Here is a 24,691-nt window from a genome sequence, read left to right on the forward strand (position 1 = left end):
TTCAGGGGAGTGGTTGCAGCATCGCCAGTTTGGTGCCCGACTGCACCAGATAGCTGCCATCGGCGGCGTCGACCAGCATCTCGAAGCTCATCGATTCGTCGTCAGGAAACATCATCGACGTCGACGCAGTCCACCCGGTCTCACCGGTGGTCACGTCGACCGCCGACAGATCCGTGCCGGCCGAGGTCAGCACCAGATCACCGTCGCGCCCGATGATGCTGCCGTTCAGCCCGGCCTGCCACAGATGCTCGCCGTTTCGCAGATCGAGCGCTGTGGTGCCGTTGGATGCCTGCAGCAACCCGACGTGGCCGATGACGTACTTCAGAGTGGCGTACGTGCGGGGCTCGTTGAGTTCGTCTCCGGGAAAGTCATAGGACAAGGCGTCGTCGCGCCACAGTTGCTCACCTGTGGTGCGATCGAAGGCCGTATCGCCGAGAACGATCGGGATCGACGTGTCGGTGGGCTCGTCCAGCGAAGGCTGTTGTACGACAGGACTGTCCGACCGTGCGAGGACCGTGCCGTCCAGACGGAAGGCGACCGACCCTTTCGATTCGAACTCGTACCTTCGCAATCTTGCACCGCTGCAATGGCCAGGTCGCCTGCGGTGCGTCCCACGGCTCCGAGGCAATCCTCGAGGCTGTCCGTCTTCCAGAGTTGTCGGCCGGTCGCGGCGTCGAACGTGGAGAAACCGCCCCCGACGTCGAAGGTTCCGATGTCGTCACCGACCTTCAGTGCGGTGGCGTAGTCGTCTTCCCAACCGGCCCACGCGTGCAGCGGAACCGCCCACTCTGCGCTCGGATTCTCCAGCGTTCCGCGGTGCAGCAGAACATCGTTACCCTCGAGGTCGCCCGATGTCGTGTACACGCGATCGTTTGCGACGGTGACGGCGAAAAGATCGAGATCAGTAGGGTAGTTTCGCGATTCGCCGGTAGCCGGATCGAAGGTGACGTAGCCGGGAGTCTCACCCCAGGTGGGCTGGTGGCAGACCAGCTGTCCATCGAGCGGCTCGTCGGCGCACGCCGCTAGGTCCGGGGCCGGGGTCTTCCACAGAACCGTGCCGTCCGTGGTGTCGATTCCGACCATTACTGCCTCGTCGTTGCCGGATTCCGAGGACACCACGGCCAGTGTGAGAGCTGTACCGCCGATCACGATCGAACCGAGACCCCATGCATACATGGAACCGGTGCGTGGAGAGGCGAAGGTAGCTCCTTCGAGCCCCATGTCCGCCGCGTCGACGGCCCACGCCAACCCTGGCGCTTCGTCCGAGGAGTCGGTGATCTTCTTGATGGTCGTCGATCGGTCCTGCGCAACAACGGCTACCGCAGCACCGACCGACAGCGTCGTGACGACCGCCGCAACGACCAATTTCGTCGTCTCGTTCCATCGCGTCATGGAAGGTCCAATCCTGGTGTGTTCGCCAGGTTGTCGAGCAATGCTGGATCCGCCATCGGTCGGTCCGTCGACACCGCGATCTCGAGCCCTGACGGCGTGACGACGGAGACCGAGGCCCCCGTCCCGTACTCGTTCGGTGACAGAAGCTGGGGTTCCGCCATTGTCGTCGAATCGGATTCGATGTCAGGAGTGGCCCGAGTAACGCTGATCGTAAGTTTCCCGGCAGTGCTGTTCACCGTCTGACAGAGCCCGGAACCGAATTCACTGGTGTGCAGTGCGCCGAGGGGTGGAGTCGGTGCCAGTGCTGCCACGTCGGCTCGGCGTAAGGCGTCGTTGAGCGTTCGAGTCTCATCGCGGGAGAACGACGCCGTCGGTGAGTCGTCCCAGCCGCCGTAGCAGTCGGTGACATTGCCAGGTGTTCCGTCAGGGACGGGAGCAGTGATTCTGAGCGCAGGATCGGTGGCTATTCGGACCAAGTCGTCGAGCGTCAGTGTCAACGTGTCCGGGTCGTTCCCGCCCGAGACGGAGGCAGAGACGACAGTGTTGTCCGGGGTATACGCGGTGGCCGTCCGGGAGTAGGACCGCTGACCGTTGGTTTCGCGCCACGTATCGTCGGCGTCCAGCACCGTTCCGTCCGAAAGATTCAGTCGCTCGTCCACTTGTCCTGCCACACACGGTGGTGGTTCGGCCGAGTCTGCCGGGCCGACAGAAACACTGAGATAGTCGGACCCGCCACCCGCGGCCAGTGGGGCGGATGCATGCGCCGAGTCGAGGACGAAATCCTGAGATTCGTCCGACGCGGGTATCGGGCCGAAGTACAAGGACCTTGTCGATGAGATCTCGGCGGGAAGCGCTGCCATCAACGCCTCGGACATGAGGTGAGCTCTGGGTCCGTCGTACCAGGGGGCGGCTGGATTGTCGTACGACTCGTCGCCCATCGTGGTGATGCCGAAGTACGAGGGTTCGCTCGGAGGCTCGACGGTATCGCACCCCGGGATGCTCGCCGACATGTCGACTTCCGGGGTGACCACCACGTACTCAGGTTGCGGGGGCTCCGGAACGGGAGTCGCCGATGTTGTTGGAAGGGAAGTCAATTCGGGCTCTTCGGCTGGAGCGGTCAATCCCGCTGCGACCACGCCGAGTGCCACGATCGACGTCAGGACGAGTGTGGTCAGCAGCGCAGAATGATTGCGTTCGGTGGGCTGCGTGTCCTCGTCCATGGCCCTCGCTCCGTTCGTCACCATTGCGACGAACGTCGCGCAATATTCATACCATTCGTTTTGCTAATCGAGGTGGGTGTGGCAGGCAGACGAGATCCTCACTGCGCCCGACCGGTTCGCCGACGGAATCCAGCGGGACCCGATGGCACGCGGTCGATGCTCAGCGCGCAATGAGTCCGTCGAGGAGGAGTTCACCGACGAACGTCGCGTTGTCCTGCGGGCTGTTCTGTCGTCGGGTGAAACACCGCATCAGCAGCGTGTTGGTGATGCCTGCCGCGAGATCGACTGGGCTCGAGCTCTTTCGGAAGATGCCGGTGTCCTGCCCTCGTGCGATGACCGGTGCGATGATTGCCGGCAGGTTGAGCTTTTCCTTGATCGAGATCAGTCCCTCCGGTTCGCCGTAAGTGTCGTGTGCGACGGCGACGAGGAGAGCGTCCATGAATTCGAGTTCGTCGGAGGCGAGTTGCGCGCACCGCAGCATGTGATTCTGCAGAATCGTGAGCTCGTCGAGGCCGAGCAGTCGGTCGTCGGCCACCGACTCACGAAGACGATCGACCCGGCTCTGCAGTGCCGCAACGATGACGGACGGCTTGGTCGGAAACAGAGTCTTGCACGCTGCCCTCGGCACTCCGGCGATATCGGCGACGTCGTCCATACGCGTCATGAAGTACCCACGCTTACCGAACTCGTCGCGCGCCGCGGTGACGATCGCGGCACGCGGATCGCGAGGAAGCGGCCGCTCCTCGACCGGTGTTCCGACATCCCGCACGACGTCGTCGAGGTGCTGATGATGTCCGGACGTGTCGACGACGGCCCCGAGGAAGGCCAGCACCGCGTCGGGCATCACATCGGCCGATACAGAAGAGGCGTCCACCTGACTGCGGATGCGAAAGCCGTCGACGACAGCATTGACAGTCATGGCGAACGATCGGGCCGTGAAGGGACGGCGAAAGGCTCCACCGTCGGGATCGAACAGTGCCTCGAATGCCTCCAGTACGGCATCGTCTCGAACGCGGTAGCTTCCGGCGAGGGCCCCGGAAGTCGGCCCGCTGAAGACAAGATCGAGAAGAGACTCGGTGATGCTCCTCCGGTCGATGACCGCCGGGAAGTAGCGCGCAACGAGCGCAGTCACCGTCGCGCGAATCGATGCACCGCTGTCCGTCATCTGGATGCGAACAGTCTCGTGAACGTCGGTGGGTGGAGGATTTCGAGACAGATGTTCGACGACCGTGGCGAGGAAGTCGGATTTGGTGCTGAACTTGCGGAAGAACGTTGCTGTCGACGAGTCGGCCTCGTGAACGACGTCTTCGATACGTAATCCGCGTTCGAGAATCTTCTGCGGATGGGTGACCAACAATGTGACACCCGCCTCGACGAAGTGGGCGGCGGTCGCGTCGAGATCGGTCATAGTGGCGGACTTTACCGAGGTGGGGCCGACCGTGACGGCGCAGGTGACAGTGTTCACTCTCGAGTGAGAGCAACCTCGGTCATTCCTCGGAGTGACGCAGCGGAGCGAGTGCTGTGTCATTGGCCGTGTCAGCGCCACCGGGACAGCGGTGACGCCCGAAATCGAGGATCTTCATGACAGTGCTCGACATCCGCATCGGCGATGCCCCCGACCCACGGCTCAGCGCTCGTGAAATCGAGGTTCTCACCGCATGGCTCATCTCGGATTCCAAAGCGGAGGCATCGCGCTCGCTCTATCTCTCGATGGGAACCGTCAACACACACCTGACTCGCATCAGAGCGAAGTACACGGCAGTGGGACGAACGGCACCGACCAAAGCAACGTTGCTGGTGCGTGCTCTGCAGGACGGGTTCATCGATATCGACGATCTGTGAGCAGTCACTGCACCTCGACGCGGCGGGACCGCACCTTCTTGACCACGAACCAGCCGATCAGCGCGACCACGATGCCGATGACGACGTACTGGAACACCGACGCATAGTTCTCCACGTAGTGCCAGTTCTCGCCGAGGAAGTAGCCGGCGAGCACGAAGATCGAGTTCCAGATCAGGCTGCCGAGGGTGGTGTAGAGCAGAAATTGCAGAACCGGCATCCGTGAGACTCCGGCCGGGATGGATATGCCCGAACGGACCATCGGGATCATGCGGCCGAAGAACACCGCCGACCGTCCGTGGCGGGCGAACCAATCCTCGGCCTTGGTCAGATCGTCGGTTCCGACGAACGGCATCCGATCGACGATGGCGTACATCCGGTCGCGCCCGAGTTTGACGCCGAGCCAGTACAGAACCAGTGCGCCGAGTACCGATCCGGCCGTCGTCCAGAACAGCGCACTCAGCAGAGTCATACCGCCCTGGGATGCGGTGAACCCCGCCAGCGGCAGGATGATCTCGCTCGGCAGCGGCGGGAAGAAGTTCTCGGCGGCCACCGCAATTCCTGCGCCGGGGCCACCGATGGCCTCCATCAGACTCACTGCCCATCCGGCGATCCCTCCGAGGTCGCTGTCGGCTGCGGCAAGGGAGGAGGAGGCACTCATGACTACGACAGTACGAAACTGATGGGCCTGAAATCTGCTCACCAGGCGAAATGCTCGGAGATTGAGACATATGGAACACTCGATGGTGTGAACCGAGTCTCCCGAGTAGCCCCCGCTGTTGCCGTCGCCACACTGTTTCTGAGTGCCTGCGGGTCCTCGGACTCGCCCGATCCGGCACCGGCCACGACGAGCAATTCGTCCGCGCCGGCGTCGACATCACCGAGTTCGAGCTCGGCGACGGTCTACAACCTGCCCGGCAGTGGAGTGTTCCCCGAGGGCATCACGGCCGCGGACGACACGTTCTATGTGACGTCGACATCCGATGGCGCGGTGTTCCGCGGAACCGTCGGCTCCCCGGATGTCTCGGTGTTCCTGCCCGGCGGCGCGGACGGACGCACCGCGGCTGCCGGACTCGACGTGACCGACGACGACGATCGCCCCGACTACTTGGTGATCGCCGGTGGGGCCACCGGCAAGGTATGGGTGTACGACGCCGATTCCGGCGATCTGATCGGCACGTTCACCAACGGTCTCGGCACCGATGCGACATTCCTCAACGACGTCGCCATAGCCGACAACGGTGATGCCTACATCACGGACTCACGCAGCCCGGCGTTGTACCGCATTCCCGTCGAGCAGATGACGGCCGGAACGCAGGACGCTCCGTTGGAGACGTTCGTGAGCTTCGACGGCACTCCGTTCGCGTACGGGGAGGGCTTCAACGCGAACGGCATCGTCGAGAACGACGACGAATCGGCGTTGATCGTCGTGCAGTCCAGTACCGGCAACCTCTATCGGATCGACAAGACCTCGAAAGAGGTCACGCAGGTGGACCTCGGCGGCGCGACCCTGACCAACGGCGACGGCCTCGAAATGGACGACGACACCTTGTACGTCGTCCGCAATCGTGACGGGCTCATCGCCAAGGTCGACCTCGATGACGACGGCAGAACCGGCGCGGTCACCGGCGAAATCACCGACGCATCGTTCGCCTACCCGACAACCGTTGCGGCAGTGGACGATCGACTGCTCGTGGTCAACAGTCAGTTCGACAAGCGTGGGGGAGAGCCCGTCGAGCCGTTCACCGTCAGCTCCGTTCCCGAGTAGAGCGGCTGCGCCGCAGGTGCGCGGAAACTCGTAGCAGGGGTCGAGGTTCCACGCACAACGATCACTCCGCGACGATGGCGTCGATCTGACCGATCGCCGACGCCATGCCCTCCTCCATGCCCATCGCGACGAGTTCTTCGAGCTGGCTCAGGCTGTCGAATCGAGACCGGATGGTCATGCGCGTTCTGCCGTCGACGTCCTCGAGAGTTACCACGGCGTGCGTGACGGGCAGCGTCGACGACGGGTTGCCGGAGTCATCGGCGAACCCGTCGTCGAAGGACAACGTGGTCGGAGCTGAAATATCGTTGAAAAGCCACCAGCCGGCGGCCTTTTCGCCGTCGGGCCCGGACATGTAGTACGACGCCTTGCCGCCCGAAACGAAGTCGTGGGAGACGAATTTCGCAGGCCATGTCGGCGGACCCCACCACCGTTCGAGCTTGCGTGGATCCTCCCAGATCTGCCAGACGCGTTCGACTTTCGCATCGAACTCCGCGACCACGGTCATGGTCAAATTCTCTGCATCCTTGTGTGAGCTGATGAACGGCATGATTCAGCCTTTCTCGTCCTGGGAAAGAAGTTCGTCGATCCGCCCGACGCGATCTCGCCAGATCTCTTCGTATCCGTCGAGCAAGGCTCGGGCTCGGGCGATGGTGTCCAATCGAACTCGCACGATCTGCTCCCTGCCGCGCCTGTGTTTCGTGATCACCGCAGCGCGTTCGAGAACTGCGACGTGTTTCTGTACGGCGGCGAAACTCATGGCGTAGTGAGAAGCCAACTCCGAGACCGACTGCTCGCCGACAGTGACCTTCGCGACGATGTCGCGACGCGTCGTGTCGGCGAATGCCTGGAAAAGGCGATCGATGCCGGCGTCATCCAGCTGATCTACAACCATGTGGTTGTACGTTATTCGACGCTACAGCCTCGGTCAAGGGATGTAGATCGGTTCTTCGGGCAACATGGAGTGTGGACGGCGATCGACGTCGTCCCGGAGGGTGGAGACAACGTGCAGATTCGACCGGCCAGGATCGGCGCTCTGTTGATCGTGTTGGGTGCGCTGGTGGTGCTGGTTCTCGATCTGTACACCGCTTTGCAGACGCCCTCGCACTTGCGCCGCACGATCAGCGAATACGGACTCGGTGCGCAGCAATGGGTGTTCTCGATCGGGGTCGTCCTGCTCGCCTTCGGTTCGGCACTCACTCTTGCGGCCGCACTTCGGCATCGACTCACTCGGCCCACATCGGCCGCGTCGATCTGCCTGACTCTGTGGACCGTGGGACTCGTGGCCGTCGTCGCGGTGCCGAAACAGGATTGGTCCAACGACGCGTCGCTGAGCGTCGGCGGGACGATTCACCGACTCGGTGCGGCTGTGGCGTTCGTCAGCATCCCGGTAGCCGTCTTTCTCTTCTCCTGTCCTTGGATTCGTGACGCCGTGTGGGCGGCTCGGGCCCGGATCACTCTGGGACTGAGCATGCTGTCGGTCGTGACGTTGCTGCCCATCGTTTACGCACTGGTCGCCGGTGCCACCGGCCCGCGACCCTGGTACCGGGTGGTCACCCTCGGTTACGTGGAGCGAGTGCTCGTCGTCGCCGAAGTGGTCGCGCTGATATCGCTGGCCCTGTGGGTGTGGGCGGCGGAGCGTAGGAGTGTTCACGCGGTCGAGTCGCAGAAGATCAAGGCCTCGCAGCGCGTATAGGGAACCGATCGGGTGCCCCTCGCGTCCAACCTCTCAGTGACGTCTGTGTCGAGAGGTTGAACGAATGCGGGTAATGGGTGGGCGGCGGTTCGCGGCGGTGTGTGCTTCGGCCCTGGTGTTGGCGGGTTGCACGGGATCGACGCAGGGAACACCCGCCGCCAGTGAATCCTCTTCGCCGGAATCGACGACGGTGGCAGCCGGCCCGGAGCCATTCGACCCCTGCACCATCCCCAAATCTGCCGTGACCGCAAGTGGATTGGACGTCAGCACCGAGCGACCGGACTTCGCGGGCATCACGACGTACCCCGGCTGGAAGAACTGTGCGTGGGATGGGCCCTCCGATAACCCTTGGTACTTCTTCCTTGTTCAGTCCTCGATCAACTCGCTCGATCAGTACTTGAGCAGTCCTCAGAACGTAGGACAGGTTCCAGTCCAAGTGGGACCTCGCGCGGCCGTGCAGCACAACATCCCTGGGGACGGCATGCCACCGGAGGGCTGCAGTGTCGCACTCGACGCAGGCGGCAATCTGATCATTTTCATCCTCCACAAAATTGGTTCGAAAGACTTGCTGGGCGACCCCTGTTCCGAACTCGCCAAGCATGCCGAGGACCTTCAGTCTTACTTGCCGAAATGAAAGGCGTGCCGCAGTGACTGATTCGACTTTCGGTCTGACAGACAACCTCGCGTATTGGCGATCGTTGCGCGATCAGGCCAGCGCTGGCGAACTTCGCGTCGAAGTCGATGTGGCGGTGGCCTGCGATAAGGCGTGCTCTGACTATCTCGAAGAACTGGACAAAATGTTCGAGATGACCGTCGGGCTGTCGTCGCCCGAAGCATTCGGTGAGCTGCCGTCAGCCCAGATGCTCGGGGCAAAGTTTCATCGTTTGGCAGTTGGGGAGGAGGGCTCCGCCCGCTTCGCGATTACACGGCAGATCGAGATCATCAAGACTATGCGGGAGTTCTTTCAACACTATTTCGCCAGTGTCGAGGCCACGGATACCGCGACTGCCGCCACCGTAGAGGCGCTGTCCCCGCCGAGATAGACGAAAAATCCCGACGACCCAGTTGCACGGTCGTCGGGATCGATCGTTCGAAACACGCTGCTAGCGGGCCAGTTCCACTCCCGCTTCCTCGTCGACGAAGGGATCGCCGTTCCGCGGAGCGTTGTAGCGCTCGAGGTCGAGAATTCCCTCGCGCTTGGCGACGATGGTCGGCACCAATGCCTGACCGGTGACGTTGACTGCGGTGCGACCCATGTCCACGATCGGCTCTACCGCGAGCAGCAGACCCACGCCGGCCAACGGCAATCCGAGTGTCGACAACGTGAGGGTGAGCATCACCGTCGCACCTGTTGTTCCTGCCGTTGCGGCCGAACCGATCACGGAGACCACGATGATCAGCAGGTAGTCGGTGATGGTGAGATCGATGCCGTAGAACTGAGCGACGAACAGTGCCGCAATCGCGGGATAGATTGCCGCGCAACCGTCCATCTTGGTGGTTGCCCCGAGGGGAACAGCGAACGACGCGTACTCCCGCGGGACTCCGAGGTTGCGTTCGGTGACGCGTTCGGTGAGTGGCAGGGTTCCGATCGACGAACGCGAGACGAAGCCCAGCTGGGTGGCAGGCCACACTCCCGAGTAGAAGTTGCGCACCGAAAGTCCATGTGCGCGAACGATCACCGGGTACACCACGAAGAACACCACAGCCAGACCGACGTAGGTCGACACGGTGAAGACGCCGAGCGAGCCGATGGCATCCCAGCCGTAGGTCGCCACCGCGTTGCCGATGAGTGCGGCGGTGCCGATCGGCGCGAGGCGAATGATCCACCACAGAACCTTCTGCACGATGGCCAACAGCGACGCGTTGAACGCGAGGAACGGCTCGGCCTTCTTGCCGACCTTGAGCGCTGCGATACCGATGGCAGCGGCAATCACCAGCAACTGCAAGATGTTGAAGCTCAATGATGTGGTTGCGGTGCCGCTCTCGGCGACAGTGGTCTTCGCGCCGAGTGCGAGAAAGTTGTTCGGTACCAGTCCGGTGAGGAACGACCACCACGACCCGACACTCGACGGATCGCCCGCCGAATCGGCACCTGCGCTGGTACGCGAACCGGGCTGCGCGACCAATCCGATCACGATGCCGATGATGACGGCGATGAATGCCGTGATGGCGAACCACCACAGCGTCTGAATCGCCAGACGGGCAGCGTTGGTGACCTCGCGCAGGTTGGCGATCGAACTGACGATTGCGGTGAACACCAGCGGGATCACCGCGACGGTGAGCAGCTTGACGTAGCTCGAACCGATCGTCGACAGAGTGCCGACCAACCAGTTCTCGTTGCCGTCTGCAGCATCGGGCATAGACCGGGCGATGAGTCCCAATACGACACCGAGGACGAGACCGGCAACGATCTGTGGACCGAACGCGGTTGCCCAGGTAGGGACACGGCGCGTTCGGGTAGCGCTGGGCGCAGACATGGATATGCCTTTCGAAAAGGAGAGGGGTCGCCGAGGATGGACGACAGAAATGCTCGCCGGCCGATCGGCCGAGCGGAGGGGATGCGGTCTAGAGAACCGTCAACAGGTAGCGCTGGCTTGCAGACGCAAGTCGACATAGCGTCGAGAGGTCAGCAGCGGATTCACTGATCGAACGGTACTCCGTGTCCGAACAGTGCAATCAAGCAGGGGCGGGCTCTGAGGGATCACTGTGGAATCGGTATGGGTGCGCCTCGGCGACGCTCGGACTTCGTATTCGTGGGTTAGCTTGAGGTTTCTTCCCACCGACGAAACGAGATCATGAGTACCGTATCGAAGCCCCGAGGATTGGCCGGGCGACTCGTTCGTGCCTTCTGCGCATTGGTCGCAGCTCTGGTTGCCGTCGTTCTGGCATCGGCCGGTTGGGTGGCATACGCGACGGCGGGGAAGGTCTACGACGTCGAGGATGCGCCGGACGCACCGGTGGCCATCGTCCTCGGTGCGCAGGTGCGCGACGGCAAGCCGATGCGATTTCTCTCCGGACGTCTCGACACTGCGATTGCGTTGATGGCGGCCGGGAAGATCAAGGCAATTCTGGTTTCCGGTGATGCAGACGGTAACTCGGGGAACGAGATTCAAGCGATGACCGACTATCTGATCGAGCACGGAATCGATCCTGCGGTGATCATCGGAGACGATCACGGCATCGACACCTACGACACCTGCGCACGGGCGAAAGAGACCTTCGGGGTCGAACGCGGACTGATCATCAGTCAACCCCTTCATGTATCGCGAGCAGTAGCGTTGTGCGAGGACATGGACCTCGACGTCGATGGGGTCACGGCGGAGTGCATCGACTGCAATACCCTTGCGGTGGTGCGGAATTACGCGCGAGAGTTGTTGGCGCGTCCCAAGGCCGTGCTGGATTTGTGGTCCGGCCGCGATCCCGTGGTGGTCTCCCCGCCTGTCGATTCGCTCGCGAGCATCACCGACCGATGAGTGTGCCCGACGGCGAGGTGTGGATCAGCCCCTCGGTTCTGGATATGTGCCTCCGATCGGCGTCGGTCATTCGAAGCAGAGGAGCCGATCAGGCGGACGACAGGGACGGCGACGGCTCCAGCCCGGCTACAGTGAGCTGGCCCGGTTCGACGACTCAGCGGACCCGTTTTTTCAGGAGAAGTGAACGCTTGAGCTGGATCCGCTTGAACGACGTCGCCAAGGGATACGACCAGAAGGTGATGTTGCGAGAGGTGTTCTTTCGTCTCGCTGACGGCGATCGCATCGGTCTGATCGGCCGCAACGGCACAGGCAAGACCACCCTGCTGCAGCTTCTTCTCGGGCGTGAGACGCCCGATTCCGGAACCGTCGATGTCACCGAGGGTGCACGAATCGGGTACTTCTCGCAATTCTCGGAACTCGACGGCGATCGCAGCATCCAAGCGGAGCTCGAATCGCTGTTCGTCGCTGTCCACGCGATCGAGGTCGAGTTGGCCGAAGTCGAGGCAGCACTCGGCGGTGATCTCGACGAGAAGCAGATGTACAAGCTCGTCGATCGGCAAGCCGAACTGCTCGACGCCATGGAGAACAGCGGCGGTTGGACCTACCACCAGCAGATCGACACTGTGCTGTCGATGCTCGGATTCAACGCCGAACGACGTGAGCTCCCCGTCGATCGCCTGTCCGGTGGTTGGCGCAACCGCGCAGCGCTGGCCAAGATTCTGATCGAGGCCCCGGACGTTCTGCTGCTCGACGAGCCGACCAACTTCCTCGACGTTGCCGGAATCGCCTGGCTCGAACGGTGGCTACGCGACTTCCGCGGTGCGCTCCTCGTCGTCTCGCACGACCGCGCGTTTCTCGAGCAGGTCGTCACCAGCATCGTCGAAATCGAGAACCATCACCTGCAGACGTACGACGGAAGCTATTCGGAATACGTTCAGCAGAAGCAGTTCAGGCTCAAGAACCTCGAACGTGAGTTCAGCAACGAACAACAATTGCTGGCCTACGAGCAGGAAGCGATCAGCGATCGCAAGGAAGCCGTGAAGAACCCCAGCGGGGTGCTCAAGCGTCGGCTGGCGAACATCAAGAAGAGCAAGAGTCCGCGCCCCGTCGACACGGTGGTCACTGCGATCTACGGCGGACTGCACGTGCACGACAACCTGGCCGAGATCAGTGGAATCTCCAAAAGCTATGGCGAGCAACGACTTTTCGAGAACATCTCGTTCACCGTGCACCGCGGCGACCGCATTGCCATCACCGGACCCAACGGATGTGGAAAGACCACTCTGGTGGATATCCTCGTCGGTGCCGAGCAACCGGACGACGGCAAGATCAAATGGAAGACCAAGGCTCCGTCGTTCATCTACTACAACCAGGTGCTGGCCGATCTCGATCTCGACGACACCGTGTCGCATTCGGTCAACGCAATGCCGGGCAGTCTCGCACTCACGGCAACGAAGAAGGAAGTGCACCGCTTCCTGACGCTGCTGCAGTTCTCCGAGCTGGATCTCAAGTCGAAGATCGGAGTTCTGTCCGGCGGCCAGAAGGCGCGCGTTGCCCTGGCTCAGTGTCTACTGTTCGGCGCAGGCGTCATCGTGCTCGACGAGCCCACCAACCACCTCGACCTGCAGAGCACTCAGGTCCTCGAACGCGCGTTGATGGCGTTTCCCGGTGCAGTGATTCTGGTGAGTCACGACAGGTTCTTCGTCGAGAAGGTGGCCTTTCGGCAGTTGTCGTTCGATGGCAAGGGCGGCGTCACCGAAATCGCCGGTGTGCAGATGGCCTGACCTTCCGGGCTACCCGTTGATCTTCGACGTGGACGTGCCCCACTCGGCGTCGCGCAGCTCCTTCTTTCGGATCTTGCCGGTCGATGTCTTCGGCAACTCGACGATGAATTCGACTGCGCGCGGGGCTTTGTACGACGCGATAGCCGATTTCACGTGCGACACGAGGTCTGCCTCGGAGGCGTCCGCACCCGGCACCAGCACCACGAATGCCTTCGGTCGCTCTCCCCATTTGTCGTCCGGCACTCCGATGACCGCCACATCGGCGACGGCTGGGTGGCTGGCAAGTGCCTGTTCGACCTCGATCGTCGAGATGTTCTCGCCGCCGGAAATGACGACGTCCTTGGCGCGATCGAGCAGCTGAACGTAGCCGTCGGGATGCATCACCCCGAGGTCTCCGGAATGGAACCAGCCGCCCGCGAAGGCCTGCGTCGTACCGGCTGCGTCGTCGTAGTACCCCTTCATGACGTTGTTGCCGCGCATGACGATCTCACCCATTTCGACGCCGTCGGGTTCGACGTCGATCAACGTTCCGCCTGCATCCGGCTTGTCTCGCACCACGCGCAAACGGTCGGCAGTGAGCATGCCGACTCCCTGTCGAGCCAAGCGCTGAGCCTGGTCGTCGGCGTCCAATTCGAGCCATTCCTGTTTCGCCTCGCACACCGAGTACGGACCGTACGTCTCGGTGAGGCCGTACACGTGTACGAGCGTCGCTCCCAGCGCTCGGATCTTGCTGATGATCGTCGGACTCGGTGGAGCGCCCGCCGTGACGATGGTCAGGGGTCTGTCGAGCGAATGCGCCTCTGCGGCAGTGGCAAGAGTGGTCAGCACCGTAGGCGCGCCGGCAAGGTGGTCGACACCGTTGTCGATGGCCGACCAGATAGCGTCTCCGCGCACTCCGCGGAGGCACACGTGCGTGCCCGACGCGGCCGTGACCGCCCAGGTGGTGCACCATCCGTTGCAGTGGAACATCGGCAGTGTCCACAGGTATCGGGTGTTGATGCCGAATCCCTGGTGGTGCAGTTCTCCGAGCGAATTGAGATAGGCACCGCGGTGGGTGTACATCACGCCCTTGGGTCGACCGGTGGTGCCCGAGGTGTAGTTGATCGTGATGGTCGACGTCTCGTCGTCGACCTCCCACTCCAGTGGATCGTCGGAGCCTCGCTCGAGGAAGGCATCGTATCGAGTGGCGTGCGGCAGCGTTGCGTACGTGCCGTCGGGGGCGGGTGTCTCGACGATCTCACGGACCGAATCGGCGATCGGATCTGTTCCGAGCCCGGACAGCAGCTCCGAATCACCCACCAGCAGAACCGAACCGGAGTGATCGCAGATGAAGCGAACCTCGGCGGGCGACAGTCTGGTGTTGATTGCGACCAGAACGGCACCGGCCAGTGGAACCGCGTAGTGCGCGAACAACAGCTCCGCAGAGTTGGACGCGATGTAGGCCACCCGATCTCCGTGGCCGACACCCGACGCGCGCAGTGCGTGCGCGAGCCGGGTGACGCCGGCAGCGAACTGCTCGTAGGTGAAAGTCCTCGGCCCGTCCACCACGGCGGTCTTGTGAGGGTGGACCTCCGCTGCGCGTTCGAGAAAGCGAAGGGGCGTCAGCGGAGTATCCAGACCTGTCATGCCAGCCAATGTAGCGCGCACTAGGAGGCCAGATCGGATTTGTCGATACGTTCGCGCCCACCGGTAAGGTCCGCGCGTTCGGCGGCGGCACGGCCGGCATGCGATCCCGCTGCATTGTCGCTGCTGAACCTGATCGTTCTCGTCTTCGGATGCCGGGCCGCGAATGCTCGGTCGACTGCGTCGGTTCGTTCCGCCATGATGGGCACCAGCGCAGAGCCGTGTTGTCGAGTGGCGGCCGCGGTGGCGCGGTCCCGTGCTTCGGTCAGTCGTTCCCCGATACGGTGGGCGTAGGCGATCAAGAAAGCGTTGCGGAAACTTCGGGTCCGCGCTGCCGGCGAATCGGCCACCTCGTCGAGTGCGCGCGTCGATTGCACGAGTAGCGAGGTGTAGAGGAGCTCGCACAGATCGAGATCGACAGGCATGCCGATGATGCTGGCCAACAAGTACTTCTTCTTCCACAGTGTCCTGGCACCATTTGCATGGCATACGCAGTGCAGCAGAAGCAGTTTGGCTTTGGAGTACGGATTGCTCACCATGATGCGTCGCGTGACGACATCGTCGATCAGGCTGCGAGGGTTTCCCACATCGAGAAGCGCGCTGTCGATCGCGTAGCGCGTCATCAAATCCTGGGCTTTGGCCGATAACGCCTCGGCCTCAGCGGGAAATTGCGTCGACTCGGCCTTGGCCAGCAGCCCTCGGATTCTGCCGAGCATCTTCGAGTCCGTGGCTCGCCGGGGGCCGGTCGCTGCCGACTGTGAGGTCCACCGGGCCGGAGGGGGAAGGAGCTTCTCGAGGGGCAACAGCCATGTCGAACAACCGAGTACGAGCAAAAGGGTGTACCAGGACTGCGCCGACGATCGTCGGTTGTACGAACGCCACCGCTGAAGTCTCTCTGCGGTCGCGCCCCCGGCGGAGTCGACGTGCAGCTCGGAGAGCTGATCACGCCATGAATCCGGAGCGAGGCGCTCGGCCGAGCTTCGCGCCGTGTGTGCTCCGATGGCCTCGACCATGACCACTGTGCCATCGCCTCCGGCGCACTGAAGCGTGACATGGACGAGTTCGGCGGGCTGCCAACCGTTCTCGAACGCCGTGTCGAGAGCATCGTCGAGTGTTCGCGCCGCGCGATCGTGCACCGAACGACTCTGTTGCGCATCCAGAGCGGCCAAGCGTTCCGCTACCAGCCGGACCCTGTCTTTCCCCACTGATCCGAGTTGGGCGAATCCGATTCCGCTGTCGAGCAATTCGCTCGGATCGGCATCCTGCCACGCGCTGGTCGCCCGCGTGTACTTGAAAAAGCTGTCCAAATCGATACGACTCATCGTCGTCCCCTCCACGTCCCCCGGTGTGGTCACCGAACTGTTCGGTGAGACGCAGAGTAGGGGAGGGGTCCGACAAACTTTTCGAACGTGTCAGCGAGGGGCAAGCATCTGCAGCAGTTCCTCGACCGACGGCAGACCGGGGATCACGGGAAGGTTCGGAACAGAGACGGCGGCGGGCGGTGCCGTCAATTCGATTCCGCCGAGCGCGCCCAAGACGTCGTCGGTGTTGGTGCTGCTCGGTCCGTACGTGTTGGAGGCGACGACGAAATCATCGCCGATCGACGCTGACGCGACAACACTCGACCGGTCGTCGGCCCATCCCCACTTGCTCCCCGTCACGCCGGCCAACTGCTGGGTGCCCCAGTCCTGAACCATTCCGTCGCGTGCCACAGGAGCCGCGGTGTTCATCCAGGAGAGGACCGGGCTTGCGGGATCGGTGCGCTTCTTCGCCGCCAAGAATCGCACGGTGTCGGCTGTGCTCGTGGACGAGCTGCCCCAGAAACCTCCCCGCGAGGTAGAGGTGAGTCCGTACTCCGCGGCGGTCGCCGATATGGCCTGGGGGTACTTGTTGTCGAGCGTCGATGCGGCACTGTCGTCGCTGACCTGGATCATCCGCGCGGCGAGGTCGAGGTCTCTCGGCGAACCATCGCCGAAGCGGACGACGTAATCGGCCATGTAGAGCTTGACCGTCGACAGTCCCGGGCGCGCCGAATTGTCCTCAGCGCTGCCCACATAGGTCCCTGTCGGGAGATGTTCGTACGACAACGACGTCCGTGCCGAGACATCGGAGAGGTCGCCGGGTGTCGGCAAAGCCTGGGCCGGTGCCGCGCATACCAACGCCATGGCAATACCGACAATTGGGACAGCGGTTCTGGTGAAGATGCGTCGCAGGGCCGGCATCTCGTGCTCCTCGAGGTGTTGGCCCGCCGTGAGTCGGTGACCGATGACTGTAGTTACCCCGATAGTAGACGCTTCAACCTCGAGGCCGTCCGGATGAATGCGACGTTGTTGCACTCGGAGTGACCGAAAGGCACATTGATCCCAACCGGGAAGAGCGATCGGTCAGGAGCGGCGCAGCGTCGAGAGCAGTGCTTTGGAGCGTCGCAGTGGGCTTCGACTCGAGTCGGCCGGCCACGTGCTGGGCAACTCGATCGGGTCCGTCAGGCGACCGGCGTTGAAGTCGTCGACCAGGTGTCCGACGGTTTCCTGCGCGCAAGATTTGTTGGTGCCGATGAATCCCGAGGGGCCACGCTTGATCCAGCCGGTGACGTACGTGCCGATCGCCGTCGACCCACCTACTTCCTCCAGGACGCGCCCGCCGTTGTTGGGAATGATGCCGGCACGATCGTCGAACGGAACTCCGGGGAGCGCGACGCCGCGGTAGCCGATGGAGGTGAGGACAAGCCCGGCCTCGACGACGTCCACGTCGCCGGTCGGGACGCTGCGAACCACGTCCTCGCTGTCGGCGGACAGGCCCATCCGCTCGAACTCGACGCCCGTCACTCGATCGGTGCCGAGGATGCGGGTGGGGGAGAGAAGATAGCGCAGGGTGATTCGCCTGCGGCCGTCGCTGTGTTCGGGGGATTCGTCGACGTGGCGAAGCAACTGCAGCTTCTGCGCCACGGCGTGGGGAAGGTCGTCGGTGCTTGCGAGTCGGACGGTGACTGGATCGAGCGCGAGTTCGCTGCGGTCGATGGCCAGGTCGATATCGGGGACGGTCAGCAGCCCGGCAAACTCGGGAACGGTGAAGGCGGACTGCGCCACGCCGCGGCGACCGACGACGACCACCTCGCGAATGGAGCTGTGGCGCAATGCGTCCAACGCGTGCGGAGCGATGTCGGTCCGAGCGAGGGCATCCGGATTCATCGTCAGAATGCGGGCGACGTCGAGGGCAACGTTGCCGTTGCCGACGACCACCGCGCGCTCGTGCGAGAGATCGAATGTGCGATGTGCGTGGTCGGGGTGGCCGTTGTACCAGGCGACGAAGTCGGTTGCCGAACTGCGCCCGGGCAATTCGGCACCGGGAATACGGAGCTCACGATCCGATGAAGCCCCGACCGCGTAGATGACGGCGTGGTGGGTGTCCATCAACTCGTCGTGCGTGACGTCCTTGCCGACCTCCACGCCGAGGTGGTACGTGAATCCCTCTTGTGCAGAGATGGTTTCGAACAGGCGAGATACCTGACGCGTCTTCTGATGATCGGGTGCGACGCCGAGTCGAGCGAGGCCGTGTGGTTGTGGGAGTCGGTCGTAGACGTCGACGCTCACCCCCGGCTGCGTGAGCAGCTCGTCCGCGGCGTACATCGCCGATGGGCCCGATCCGACGATCGCGACTCGCAGCGGCTGACGATCCCGCGAGACCGACGCAGCAGGCGTGACCGGTGCCAGGATGGGCCGAGGCGGGCGCTCCTGTTTGTAGAAATCCGCATTGATCGTCAGGAACGGCAGTTGTGCCTCTGTCAGTTTCGCCTGCGGCACAATGGCATCGACCGGGCAGGCCGAGACGCATGCGCCGCAGTCGACACACGACTGCGGGTCGATGTGCAACATCTCCGCCGTCAGGAAGTCCGGCTCGTCGGGAGTGGGATGGATGCAGTTGACAGGACACGCGTAGACGCACGATGCGTCGCTGCAACATGACTGGGTGACGACGTGGGGCATGAGGTTTCCTGACGGCTGGGGCTGGCGCTATGCGGCGAACTGGCTGGAACTGCGGTCGGGTTCGCTGCGGAAACGGGACGCTTTGCCGTCGATTCCGCACAGCTTCCACATCAGGCGAGCGGCGCGATTCATCATTCCGGTGTCGTTGGCCAGCATGCGGACGTCTCCGAAGTAGTCCTGCAGTGCGTGCTGCGACTCCGGAGTGCCCCAGAACAGGTCCTTCTTCACCTGCTTCGGGATGTCGAACTTCGTCCAGAACTTCTTCGGCGGAATGACGATGACATCGCACAGAATGCGCATCGTGATCGGGAAGGCCAGCGAGAGCAAGAACCGTCCGGACTTGGACATCTTGGGGACGCGGCGACGCAGCAACTGGTGTGCGAACGAGATGTGCCGCGCTTCCTCGGCGACGTGAATTGCCATGACACTCTGCATGATCGGATGGATCTCTTCACCGGACCGCAGGACCGACTTCTGAATGTGGTCGATGGGCTCCTCTCCCGCGAGAACGCCGACGAAGAACAACTCGGGCAACAAAGTGGCGAACAGGGGGATGAACGGCGACAGCATCTTCATCGGGCGACTCATGCCGGGAGCATCGGAATCGACGCGGTTGACCATCTCCTGGAACATCAGGGTGTGGTTGCACTCTTCGATGGATTCGTGGGTGCAGTAGCGTGCCTCGGCCGAGCCGTTGGGCAGCGAGAACACGTACTGCATCATGCCGCGGATCAGAATGTTCTCGAACTGAAGACCGACCTTGGCGACATTGGCCTGACGCCACATGCCGATCTCGATCTGCTTCTCGAGCGGCAGTGCTCGGTACCAGGCGTGGCCACCGATCGGGTCCGTCTTCGCGGGCAGTACCCAGCGAACATCGTTCGCGGGCACCGCGAACTTCTCGGACTCCCAGTCGATATCCACGTACGGGTCGAAGTGCTTGTGAACAGAACCCTCGGACAACAGGGTGAGTGTCTCGATGTACTGCTGCTCGTCCGCGGTGTCGGTATCGACCGAAACGGACACGGTGCCTGTCGTCAGTGTCATGGCTTCTCCAAACGAGGTGCGAACATGGAGTTAATGTAACCCCAGTTAACACGAAAGGGAAGCGCGCTGGAAAACCGTGCTCGTTTTCCCTCTACTGTTCGTCCGAACGTTCGTCGGATACCTCGGCCACCTCGTCGGTCTCGAACAGTTGCAACTGGATCGCCGACGGATCGACCACCGGCGTGACCTGTTCGGGTGTGCTGCGCAGTACCTCGCGCAGCGCAGCCACGGCGCGACCCCATTTGCCGGCTTCGCGGTCTGCCTCGCCGACGTCGCAGTGCTCGTCCCCGAGATCGGCAGCGACCGCCATGCCACGCCACGACGCCTCCTGCTCGGCGCTGATGCGCAGGTAGGAGGCGACGACATCGCGATCGGAGTCACAACGTTCGAGGACGGTGTCGAGATCGAGTGGCTCCGTGGATTCGGCTATCAGATCGACCAATTCGAGCAGACCGTCCGGAAAGTCCTCGGCCTCGATCGGGGGCGGCGTCGGTTCGCCGAGCGCTCCACCGAAATCCTCGGCGAATTTCTCGTCGACCTGCTCCCATACGTGACTGAGCATCCGCACTGCCCACAGCAAGTGATCGGCGACGAAGGGGGAGCCGCTCACCCGCACCTGGGCGACGATGCAGTCCTGGACCAGGTGCAGCATCACATCGGGCAGCTGCAAATTGAGATCGACCAACAACTCGGCTGCGCGGGTTCGTCCCGACACGGCGTGCACCAGCGTCGAATTGATCTCGACCACAGGTTCGGTGGGCTTGACCGACACGTATGCGGTGCCGTTGACGAACCGCAGGGGGATGTCGCCGTCGGGGTCGTGATCCGGCGGGAAACCGAACCACGGCTCGAGCGCTCGATCGACCAGTTGCTGCAGGTGTTCCTTGCCCTTGGGCTGTACGCACATCGGAACGACAGTGATGCCGGGCTCGGGGGTGGCGACGTCGAAACTCGGTACGTCGTATCGGCCGGTGGCGCGCGAGCTCAGGAACGACGGATGCGGGAGACCCCAGATGTCACGGAACACCGCAACGGTCGTCTTGGCCAGATCGTCGGACCAGGATCGATTCCGGTCCACGTGCGGTGCGGTCGGTTCGGAATCGACCGACATGCGAAACCCCAACGCGCTGAGCGCTTCCCGCTGCTCTTCGGTGATGGCACGGCTGTGATGCAGGTGCTCGTTCGCCGGGATCTCGCAGCGGACCATATCGAGATCCCAGGCGTAGAACTGCACGCAGGCTGCGGTGTCGGGCACGCCGTCGGTGCTGTCGTATCGCGACTCGATCACCAGCGCATCGCCGTCGCGCATCGCGCTGACGTAGTCGCCGAGTCTGCGCTGGAACTGCATCCAGGCAGCGTCGACGTCGAAGTCGAACTCGAGTGAATCGCTCATGTCGGCTCCTTACCCAGATCGCGTTGGCGTAACGCACAGTCGGTGACGCTAGCGGCGACCACCGACACGGTCTCGGTGTTCGCGGGGGCCGTCACGACGACGCTGAATCCTCGACCGAGCTGTGGAGCGGGTCGTGCTGAGACTCCTCGTCGATCACACCGAACGGCAGGGCCTCGGCGACACCGTCGAGCACTGCCGGACGCAACGCGTGCGGAACGGCGAGTACTTCTTCGATCTTGACAAGGATGCCCTGCTCGATGAGGGATCGGACGCGGTGGTCGATCAACTGCGCCGTGCGCAGATCCTCACCTTCGAGTTCGGCGTAGTCCTCGCCCTCGTTGTTGATGGGGAGCTCGTCCGTCATGGCGGCGAGCAGCGTCTGTACCGCGAAAGTGTTCGCCAGCGAACGTGACACATCGGGGTCGTCGGCATCTCCCGACAGCTGGACGCGAACGTGTTCGGCGACCAGCTCGTGCACCGTCTCCGCGCCTCGGCCGGCCAGCGAATGCGCATTGTCGCCCGGCCTGGCGGTGTCACCGTCGATGCGAATCAATTCGGTCGCGATGGCCGTCGACCAGTAGTCGACCGCGGCACCCACCTCGAGCCGGGCGGGATCGAGCGGGGTGGAGCCGACCGCGCGCTGCAGGTCGGCGTCCTCGCCCACCGCCAACCCGTCGGCCACGCGCGCGACGATGTCGTCGAGGGCGGGTAGCAGCGGCAACGCGGAGATCGCGGCGAGTTCCTGGGCCAGCGAGACGTCGGGCAGATCGATGTCGTCGGCGTCGAGCATGTCCGGCTCGTCGCCTTGGAGGAAGTCCGAGAGATCTTCCATGCAGTGCGAGTAGTCCTCGGGAGTGCCGTCCCAGAGATCGGTCTCGTCGAGGAAGGTCAAGTACTGCAGTGACGTGAGTACCAGATTGACCGCGGTGTCCTCGGCCGTGTCGGACTCGTCCTGCAGGATGCGTTCCGCGGCGTCCACCAGCAGGTGTGCATCGGCGGGCAGCCAGGCACTGGGAGAGAAGCCGTTACGGGCTCCGGCCAGTTGGGTCAGTGTCGACGACACGAGTCGAGAGATCGCCTCCGATTGTTCCGACATCTCGCTCTCGTCGAGCCATTCGACGAAACCGTCGATCAGATCGGCGATGCGTTCGGTGACGGCACCGGTGGGGGCCGGTCGGGATTGCTGGTGACGCCGTTGCCGGGCCTTGGTCTTTTCTGCACGTTTCTGTCCGCGGTTGGCAGGCCGCTTCGATCCCATGACTGCCAGCTTATCGGTAGGCATGTCCGGTTTCGTCGATCCGTGCCCTCAGCGAAGTAGGAACGAGCCCACAGATGCAGGAAGAGCTGGATTCGAGGCGCGACGATACAGCTCTGCGGGGCGGCCGCCGCCTGCGGTCGAGGTTGTGCCTGTCCCTTCGAGTGACCCTATGACGTGACGTCGGAACGTGTCTTTCGGCAGAGCGCGATCGAACACGATCTCGTACAGCTCGCGGAGTTCGAGAAGGGTGAACTCCGCGTCCGTCAACAGTGCGGGATCGACCTCACGCGCGTAGCGATCACGGAGGTCGAGGACTGCCTCGGTCACCATGGTGCCGTGGTCGAAGGCCAGTGTCTCCACCGGTGCGGAGTCGTCTATCGGCATCGATTCGGTTGTGGGAGCCAATGATCGAGCCGAGATTGCTGCGCCGTGCGCCATCGACAGGACCCAGCCGCGGTCGTCGCGGTCGGGATCGTCGAACATCCTCAGCTGGTGAAAAGTGAGATCGATCAAGTCGGCCTTCGTCCTCAACGCGCGGTCTGCCGCGTCGGCGAGAGTCTCCGACGGTCGCAGAAAGGTGCCCGGTAGCGCGGGGCCGCGCTCCGACGGCACCACGACGACGTGTAACTGCTGTTCGCGGACGGTCAGTACCGCCACGTCGACTGCCACGGAGGGGCGCGGGTAGTCGGTCAGCGCGTTGCCGTCTCGGTCTCGCCAGGTCATGCGTTGCAGCTTAGCGCAGTAATGATCTATATTTAGATCAACATCGATCTAAGGGGTAGGTATGCAGTTGTCGGACATTCAGCACGACCGAGCGCGGGGCGTTCTCCTCGGAACGGCAGTGGGTGACGCCTTGGGCGCGGGCTACGAGTTCGGATACCCCTCACCCGAGACGACGATCGCCATGGTCGGCGGCGGCGCATTCGATTGGGCCCCGGGGGAATGGACCGACGACACCTCGATGGCGCTCTGCGTCGCGCGTGCTCTCGAACAGGGCGGAGACATCGACGACATCGCTGAGAATTTTCGCGCGTGGTTTGCCCAGAACCCTCCGGACGTAGGAAATCAAACGCGCTCCGTGCTCGCGCAGACCACACTCAGCGGTGCCGAGATGACCGCGGCGGCAGCGTCACTGTCGGGTAGAACCGGCGGCAACGGATCGCTCATGCGTACCGCACCCGTCGCCTTGGCCTACCTCGACGATGCGGCCGGATGTCGAGCTGCTGCTGCGCGGATCAGTGCCCTCACCCATTCCGACCCGCATGCCGGTGAGGCATGCCAATTGTGGACGTACGCAATTCGATACGCGGTTCTTCGCGGTACATACGGCGGGGTGCGTGAATTTCTGGCCGCCGCCGCCGCCGCCGTCCGCGAGTTCTGGCAGCCCCTGCTCGATCAGGCGCAGGAGGGGCAGCCGTCCGATTTCCCGAACAACGGCTGGGTCGTCCACGCTCTGCAGACGGCGTGGTGGGCGATCCATCGGTCCGCCGACTCGGACCGGCCTCTGCCTGCCGCTCTCGAACTGTGCGTCCGCGCCGGCGGCGACACCGACACCACGGCAGCCATAGCGGGAGGACTCCTCGGAGCGCGTTGGGGCGCATCGGCGGTGCCGCGCGAATGGCGCGACATCGTCCACGGTTACCCAGGGCTGCGCGCCGACGACCTCGATCGAATCACCACGAACATCATTGCAGCGAAGGAGATTTCATGACAATCATCGACGTCGTCCAGGGCGACATCACCGACGTTGCCGCAGATGCGATCGTCAATGCCGCCAACGCACGATTGCTCGGCGGCGGGGGAGTGGACGGTGCGATCCATCGAGCCGGTGGGCCGACGATCCTCGCGGAGTGCAAGGCGCTGCGGGCCACCACCCTGCCGCACGGCCTCGACGTCGGCGCAGCCGTCGCCACCACCGCGGGCAGACTCCGCGCCGGCTGCGTCATTCACACCGTCGGCCCGCGCTTCTCCCCGCACGAGGACAGATCTGAGCTGCTGCGACTCTGCTATGCCCGAAGTCTTGCTCTGGCAGCGTCGATGAACCTGAAGTCCATCGCTTTTCCCTTGATCTCCGGCGGGTCCTACGGATGGCCGATGCACGACGCAGTCACCCAACAGGTCGTGGCAGTGAAAGCTGCCCGGCCGTCGGTCGACCTCGTCATGCTGATCGCCTACTCCCGCGAAGCCGCGAACCTGACGCGGCGGTTGGTGGGTTGAC

At 63.2% G+C, this 24,691-nt stretch carries 25 protein-coding genes; 9 read left to right on the forward strand and 16 right to left on the reverse strand.

The features are described 5' to 3' along the window. Nucleotide 1: 1 nt before the first annotated feature. The 4 genes from AB0362_RS19595 to AB0362_RS19610 all read right to left on the reverse strand — a co-directional run bounded on the left by AB0362_RS19595 (nt 2) and on the right by AB0362_RS19610 (nt 4,020). Nucleotides 2-379 (reverse strand): PQQ-binding-like beta-propeller repeat protein, encoded by a 378-nt coding sequence (locus tag AB0362_RS19595; protein ID WP_269595422.1) that lies wholly within the window; start codon nt 377-379, stop codon nt 2-4. Further along, a complete protein-coding gene (locus AB0362_RS19600) occupies nt 322-1,392 on the reverse strand; it encodes a hypothetical protein (RefSeq protein WP_269595423.1) in 1,071 nt (356 codons plus the stop codon). Before AB0362_RS19600 ends, AB0362_RS19595 begins: the two co-directional genes overlap by 58 nt. Then, nucleotides 1,389-2,612, reverse strand: a complete 1,224-nt coding sequence (locus tag AB0362_RS19605; protein ID WP_269595424.1) for a hypothetical protein — start codon at nt 2,610-2,612, stop codon at nt 1,389-1,391. The genes AB0362_RS19600 and AB0362_RS19605 overlap by 4 nt, the downstream gene beginning before the upstream one ends. A 160-nt stretch (nt 2,613-2,772) precedes the next feature. Beyond that, a complete protein-coding gene (locus tag AB0362_RS19610; RefSeq protein WP_317810819.1) occupies nt 2,773-4,020 on the reverse strand; it encodes a TetR family transcriptional regulator C-terminal domain-containing protein in 1,248 nt (415 codons plus the stop codon). A 173-nt stretch (nt 4,021-4,193) separates the two neighbouring features. Between AB0362_RS19610 and AB0362_RS19615 the strand changes: the two genes are divergently transcribed. Further along, the gene (locus AB0362_RS19615; protein WP_068046957.1) at nt 4,194-4,454 is read left to right on the forward strand and encodes a LuxR C-terminal-related transcriptional regulator; all 261 of its coding nucleotides are present in this window, start codon (nt 4,194-4,196) and stop codon (nt 4,452-4,454) included. 4 nt (nt 4,455-4,458) lie between these two features. Here the strand turns inward: AB0362_RS19615 and AB0362_RS19620 are convergent, their stop codons facing one another. Then, entirely contained in the window at nt 4,459-5,112 is a 654-nt protein-coding gene (locus AB0362_RS19620) for a DedA family protein (RefSeq protein WP_068046954.1), read from the reverse strand. A gap of 87 nt (nt 5,113-5,199) precedes the next feature. On the opposite strand from AB0362_RS19620, the gene AB0362_RS19625 reads away from it, so the two are divergent. Beyond that, nucleotides 5,200-6,219 carry a superoxide dismutase gene (locus AB0362_RS19625; protein ID WP_317810818.1) on the forward strand — a complete coding sequence of 340 codons (1,020 nt, stop codon included), beginning with the start codon at nt 5,200-5,202 and terminating at the stop codon, nt 6,217-6,219. 61 nt (nt 6,220-6,280) lie between these two features. On the opposite strand, the gene AB0362_RS19630 is transcribed toward AB0362_RS19625, so the two are convergent. After that, a complete protein-coding gene (locus AB0362_RS19630; protein WP_317810817.1) occupies nt 6,281-6,724 on the reverse strand; it encodes an SRPBCC domain-containing protein in 444 nt (147 codons plus the stop codon). Between the two features lie 45 nt (nt 6,725-6,769). Beyond that, entirely contained in the window at nt 6,770-7,111 is a 342-nt protein-coding gene (locus AB0362_RS19635) for a helix-turn-helix domain-containing protein (protein ID WP_068050928.1), read from the reverse strand. Between the two features lie 111 nt (nt 7,112-7,222). Here AB0362_RS19635 and AB0362_RS19640 point away from each other — a divergent pair, with 111 nt between their 5' ends. From AB0362_RS19640 to AB0362_RS19650, 3 genes are all read left to right on the forward strand, one after another. Next, entirely contained in the window at nt 7,223-7,912 is a 690-nt protein-coding gene (locus AB0362_RS19640; RefSeq protein ID WP_317810816.1) for a DUF998 domain-containing protein, read from the forward strand. 73 nt (nt 7,913-7,985) lie between these two features. Continuing rightward, nucleotides 7,986-8,546 (forward strand): DUF3558 domain-containing protein, encoded by a 561-nt coding sequence (locus AB0362_RS19645; RefSeq protein ID WP_366236057.1) that lies wholly within the window; start codon nt 7,986-7,988, stop codon nt 8,544-8,546. Nucleotides 8,547-8,559: 13 nt separating this feature from the next. Continuing rightward, on the forward strand, nt 8,560-8,955 hold the full coding sequence (locus AB0362_RS19650) for a hypothetical protein (RefSeq protein WP_317810814.1): 396 nt from the start codon (nt 8,560-8,562) through the stop codon (nt 8,953-8,955). Nucleotides 8,956-9,015: 60 nt separating this feature from the next. Here AB0362_RS19650 and AB0362_RS19655 read toward each other — a convergent pair whose 3' ends face one another. Then, on the reverse strand, nt 9,016-10,389 hold the full coding sequence (locus tag AB0362_RS19655) for a dicarboxylate/amino acid:cation symporter (RefSeq protein ID WP_317810813.1): 1,374 nt from the start codon (nt 10,387-10,389) through the stop codon (nt 9,016-9,018). Nucleotides 10,390-10,707: 318 nt separating this feature from the next. On the opposite strand from AB0362_RS19655, the gene AB0362_RS19660 reads away from it, so the two are divergent. Both AB0362_RS19660 and AB0362_RS19665 read left to right on the forward strand, forming a co-directional pair. Next, complete coding sequence (locus AB0362_RS19660; RefSeq protein WP_317810812.1) at nt 10,708-11,385, forward strand: ElyC/SanA/YdcF family protein; 678 nt, start codon at nt 10,708-10,710, stop codon at nt 11,383-11,385. Nucleotides 11,386-11,573: 188 nt separating this feature from the next. Then, the gene (locus AB0362_RS19665; protein WP_317810811.1) at nt 11,574-13,169 is read left to right on the forward strand and encodes an ABC-F family ATP-binding cassette domain-containing protein; all 1,596 of its coding nucleotides are present in this window, start codon (nt 11,574-11,576) and stop codon (nt 13,167-13,169) included. Nucleotides 13,170-13,178: 9 nt separating this feature from the next. Here the strand turns inward: AB0362_RS19665 and AB0362_RS19670 are convergent, their stop codons facing one another. The 8 genes from AB0362_RS19670 to AB0362_RS19705 form a co-directional block, all read right to left on the reverse strand. After that, on the reverse strand, nt 13,179-14,795 hold the full coding sequence (locus tag AB0362_RS19670; RefSeq protein WP_317810810.1) for an AMP-binding protein: 1,617 nt from the start codon (nt 14,793-14,795) through the stop codon (nt 13,179-13,181). 20 nt (nt 14,796-14,815) lie between these two features. Beyond that, nucleotides 14,816-16,114, reverse strand: coding sequence for a DUF2786 domain-containing protein (locus tag AB0362_RS19675; protein ID WP_317810809.1), 1,299 nt, complete (start codon nt 16,112-16,114; stop codon nt 14,816-14,818). Nucleotides 16,115-16,204: 90 nt separating this feature from the next. Next, the gene (locus AB0362_RS19680) at nt 16,205-17,014 is read right to left on the reverse strand and encodes a hypothetical protein (RefSeq protein ID WP_269595441.1); all 810 of its coding nucleotides are present in this window, start codon (nt 17,012-17,014) and stop codon (nt 16,205-16,207) included. 162 nt (nt 17,015-17,176) lie between these two features. After that, nucleotides 17,177-18,775: an FAD-dependent oxidoreductase gene (locus tag AB0362_RS19685; protein ID WP_317810808.1), complete on the reverse strand. Its 1,599-nt coding sequence runs from the start codon at nt 18,773-18,775 to the stop codon at nt 17,177-17,179. 27 nt (nt 18,776-18,802) lie between these two features. Next, nucleotides 18,803-19,822, reverse strand: coding sequence for a diiron oxygenase (locus AB0362_RS19690; RefSeq protein ID WP_317810807.1), 1,020 nt, complete (start codon nt 19,820-19,822; stop codon nt 18,803-18,805). Between the two features lie 91 nt (nt 19,823-19,913). After that, nucleotides 19,914-21,215, reverse strand: a complete 1,302-nt coding sequence (locus AB0362_RS19695; RefSeq protein WP_317810806.1) for a hypothetical protein — start codon at nt 21,213-21,215, stop codon at nt 19,914-19,916. A gap of 91 nt (nt 21,216-21,306) precedes the next feature. Further along, nucleotides 21,307-22,473 carry a hypothetical protein gene (locus AB0362_RS19700; protein WP_300521592.1) on the reverse strand — a complete coding sequence of 389 codons (1,167 nt, stop codon included), beginning with the start codon at nt 22,471-22,473 and terminating at the stop codon, nt 21,307-21,309. Between the two features lie 48 nt (nt 22,474-22,521). Next, nucleotides 22,522-23,196 (reverse strand): NUDIX hydrolase, encoded by a 675-nt coding sequence (locus tag AB0362_RS19705; protein WP_317810805.1) that lies wholly within the window; start codon nt 23,194-23,196, stop codon nt 22,522-22,524. A 61-nt stretch (nt 23,197-23,257) separates the two neighbouring features. Between AB0362_RS19705 and AB0362_RS19710 the strand changes: the two genes are divergently transcribed. Both AB0362_RS19710 and AB0362_RS19715 read left to right on the forward strand, forming a co-directional pair. Next, nucleotides 23,258-24,184, forward strand: coding sequence for an ADP-ribosylglycohydrolase family protein (locus AB0362_RS19710; protein ID WP_317810804.1), 927 nt, complete (start codon nt 23,258-23,260; stop codon nt 24,182-24,184). Next, nucleotides 24,181-24,690 (forward strand): O-acetyl-ADP-ribose deacetylase, encoded by a 510-nt coding sequence (locus tag AB0362_RS19715; RefSeq protein ID WP_300521584.1) that lies wholly within the window; start codon nt 24,181-24,183, stop codon nt 24,688-24,690. The genes AB0362_RS19710 and AB0362_RS19715 overlap by 4 nt, the downstream gene beginning before the upstream one ends. Nucleotide 24,691 lies beyond the last annotated feature (1 nt).

The organism is Rhodococcus sp. NPDC079359, assembly GCF_040702585.1.
GTDB lineage: Bacteria > Actinomycetota > Actinomycetes > Mycobacteriales > Mycobacteriaceae > Rhodococcoides.

What these genes read in the sequence shown, in the direction of transcription:
- AB0362_RS19610 (WP_317810819.1), bottom strand. Translation starts at nt 4,020, where the DNA reads ATGACCGATCTCGACGCGACCGCCGCCCACTTCGTCGAGGCGGGTGTC.
- AB0362_RS19710 (WP_317810804.1), top strand. Translation starts at nt 23,258, where the DNA reads ATGCAGTTGTCGGACATTCAGCACGACCGAGCGCGGGGCGTTCTCCTC.
- AB0362_RS19675 (WP_317810809.1), bottom strand. Translation starts at nt 16,114, where the DNA reads ATGAGTCGTATCGATTTGGACAGCTTTTTCAAGTACACGCGGGCGACC.
- AB0362_RS19670 (WP_317810810.1), bottom strand. Translation starts at nt 14,795, where the DNA reads ATGACAGGTCTGGATACTCCGCTGACGCCCCTTCGCTTTCTCGAACGC.
- AB0362_RS19605 (WP_269595424.1), bottom strand. Translation starts at nt 2,612, where the DNA reads ATGGACGAGGACACGCAGCCCACCGAACGCAATCATTCTGCGCTGCTG.
- AB0362_RS19695 (WP_317810806.1), bottom strand. Translation starts at nt 21,215, where the DNA reads ATGAGCGATTCACTCGAGTTCGACTTCGACGTCGACGCTGCCTGGATG.
- AB0362_RS19680 (WP_269595441.1), bottom strand. Translation starts at nt 17,014, where the DNA reads ATGCCGGCCCTGCGACGCATCTTCACCAGAACCGCTGTCCCAATTGTC.
- AB0362_RS19715 (WP_300521584.1), top strand. Translation starts at nt 24,181, where the DNA reads ATGACAATCATCGACGTCGTCCAGGGCGACATCACCGACGTTGCCGCA.
- AB0362_RS19620 (WP_068046954.1), bottom strand. Translation starts at nt 5,112, where the DNA reads ATGAGTGCCTCCTCCTCCCTTGCCGCAGCCGACAGCGACCTCGGAGGG.
- AB0362_RS19635 (WP_068050928.1), bottom strand. Translation starts at nt 7,111, where the DNA reads ATGGTTGTAGATCAGCTGGATGACGCCGGCATCGATCGCCTTTTCCAG.
- AB0362_RS19685 (WP_317810808.1), bottom strand. Translation starts at nt 18,775, where the DNA reads ATGCCCCACGTCGTCACCCAGTCATGTTGCAGCGACGCATCGTGCGTC.
- AB0362_RS19615 (WP_068046957.1), top strand. Translation starts at nt 4,194, where the DNA reads ATGACAGTGCTCGACATCCGCATCGGCGATGCCCCCGACCCACGGCTC.
- AB0362_RS19655 (WP_317810813.1), bottom strand. Translation starts at nt 10,389, where the DNA reads ATGTCTGCGCCCAGCGCTACCCGAACGCGCCGTGTCCCTACCTGGGCA.
- AB0362_RS19630 (WP_317810817.1), bottom strand. Translation starts at nt 6,724, where the DNA reads ATGACCGTGGTCGCGGAGTTCGATGCGAAAGTCGAACGCGTCTGGCAG.
- AB0362_RS19700 (WP_300521592.1), bottom strand. Translation starts at nt 22,473, where the DNA reads ATGGGATCGAAGCGGCCTGCCAACCGCGGACAGAAACGTGCAGAAAAG.
- AB0362_RS19690 (WP_317810807.1), bottom strand. Translation starts at nt 19,822, where the DNA reads ATGACACTGACGACAGGCACCGTGTCCGTTTCGGTCGATACCGACACC.
- AB0362_RS19705 (WP_317810805.1), bottom strand. Translation starts at nt 23,196, where the DNA reads ATGACCTGGCGAGACCGAGACGGCAACGCGCTGACCGACTACCCGCGC.
- AB0362_RS19645 (WP_366236057.1), top strand. Translation starts at nt 7,986, where the DNA reads ATGGGTGGGCGGCGGTTCGCGGCGGTGTGTGCTTCGGCCCTGGTGTTG.
- AB0362_RS19660 (WP_317810812.1), top strand. Translation starts at nt 10,708, where the DNA reads ATGAGTACCGTATCGAAGCCCCGAGGATTGGCCGGGCGACTCGTTCGT.
- AB0362_RS19600 (WP_269595423.1), bottom strand. Translation starts at nt 1,392, where the DNA reads ATGACGCGATGGAACGAGACGACGAAATTGGTCGTTGCGGCGGTCGTC.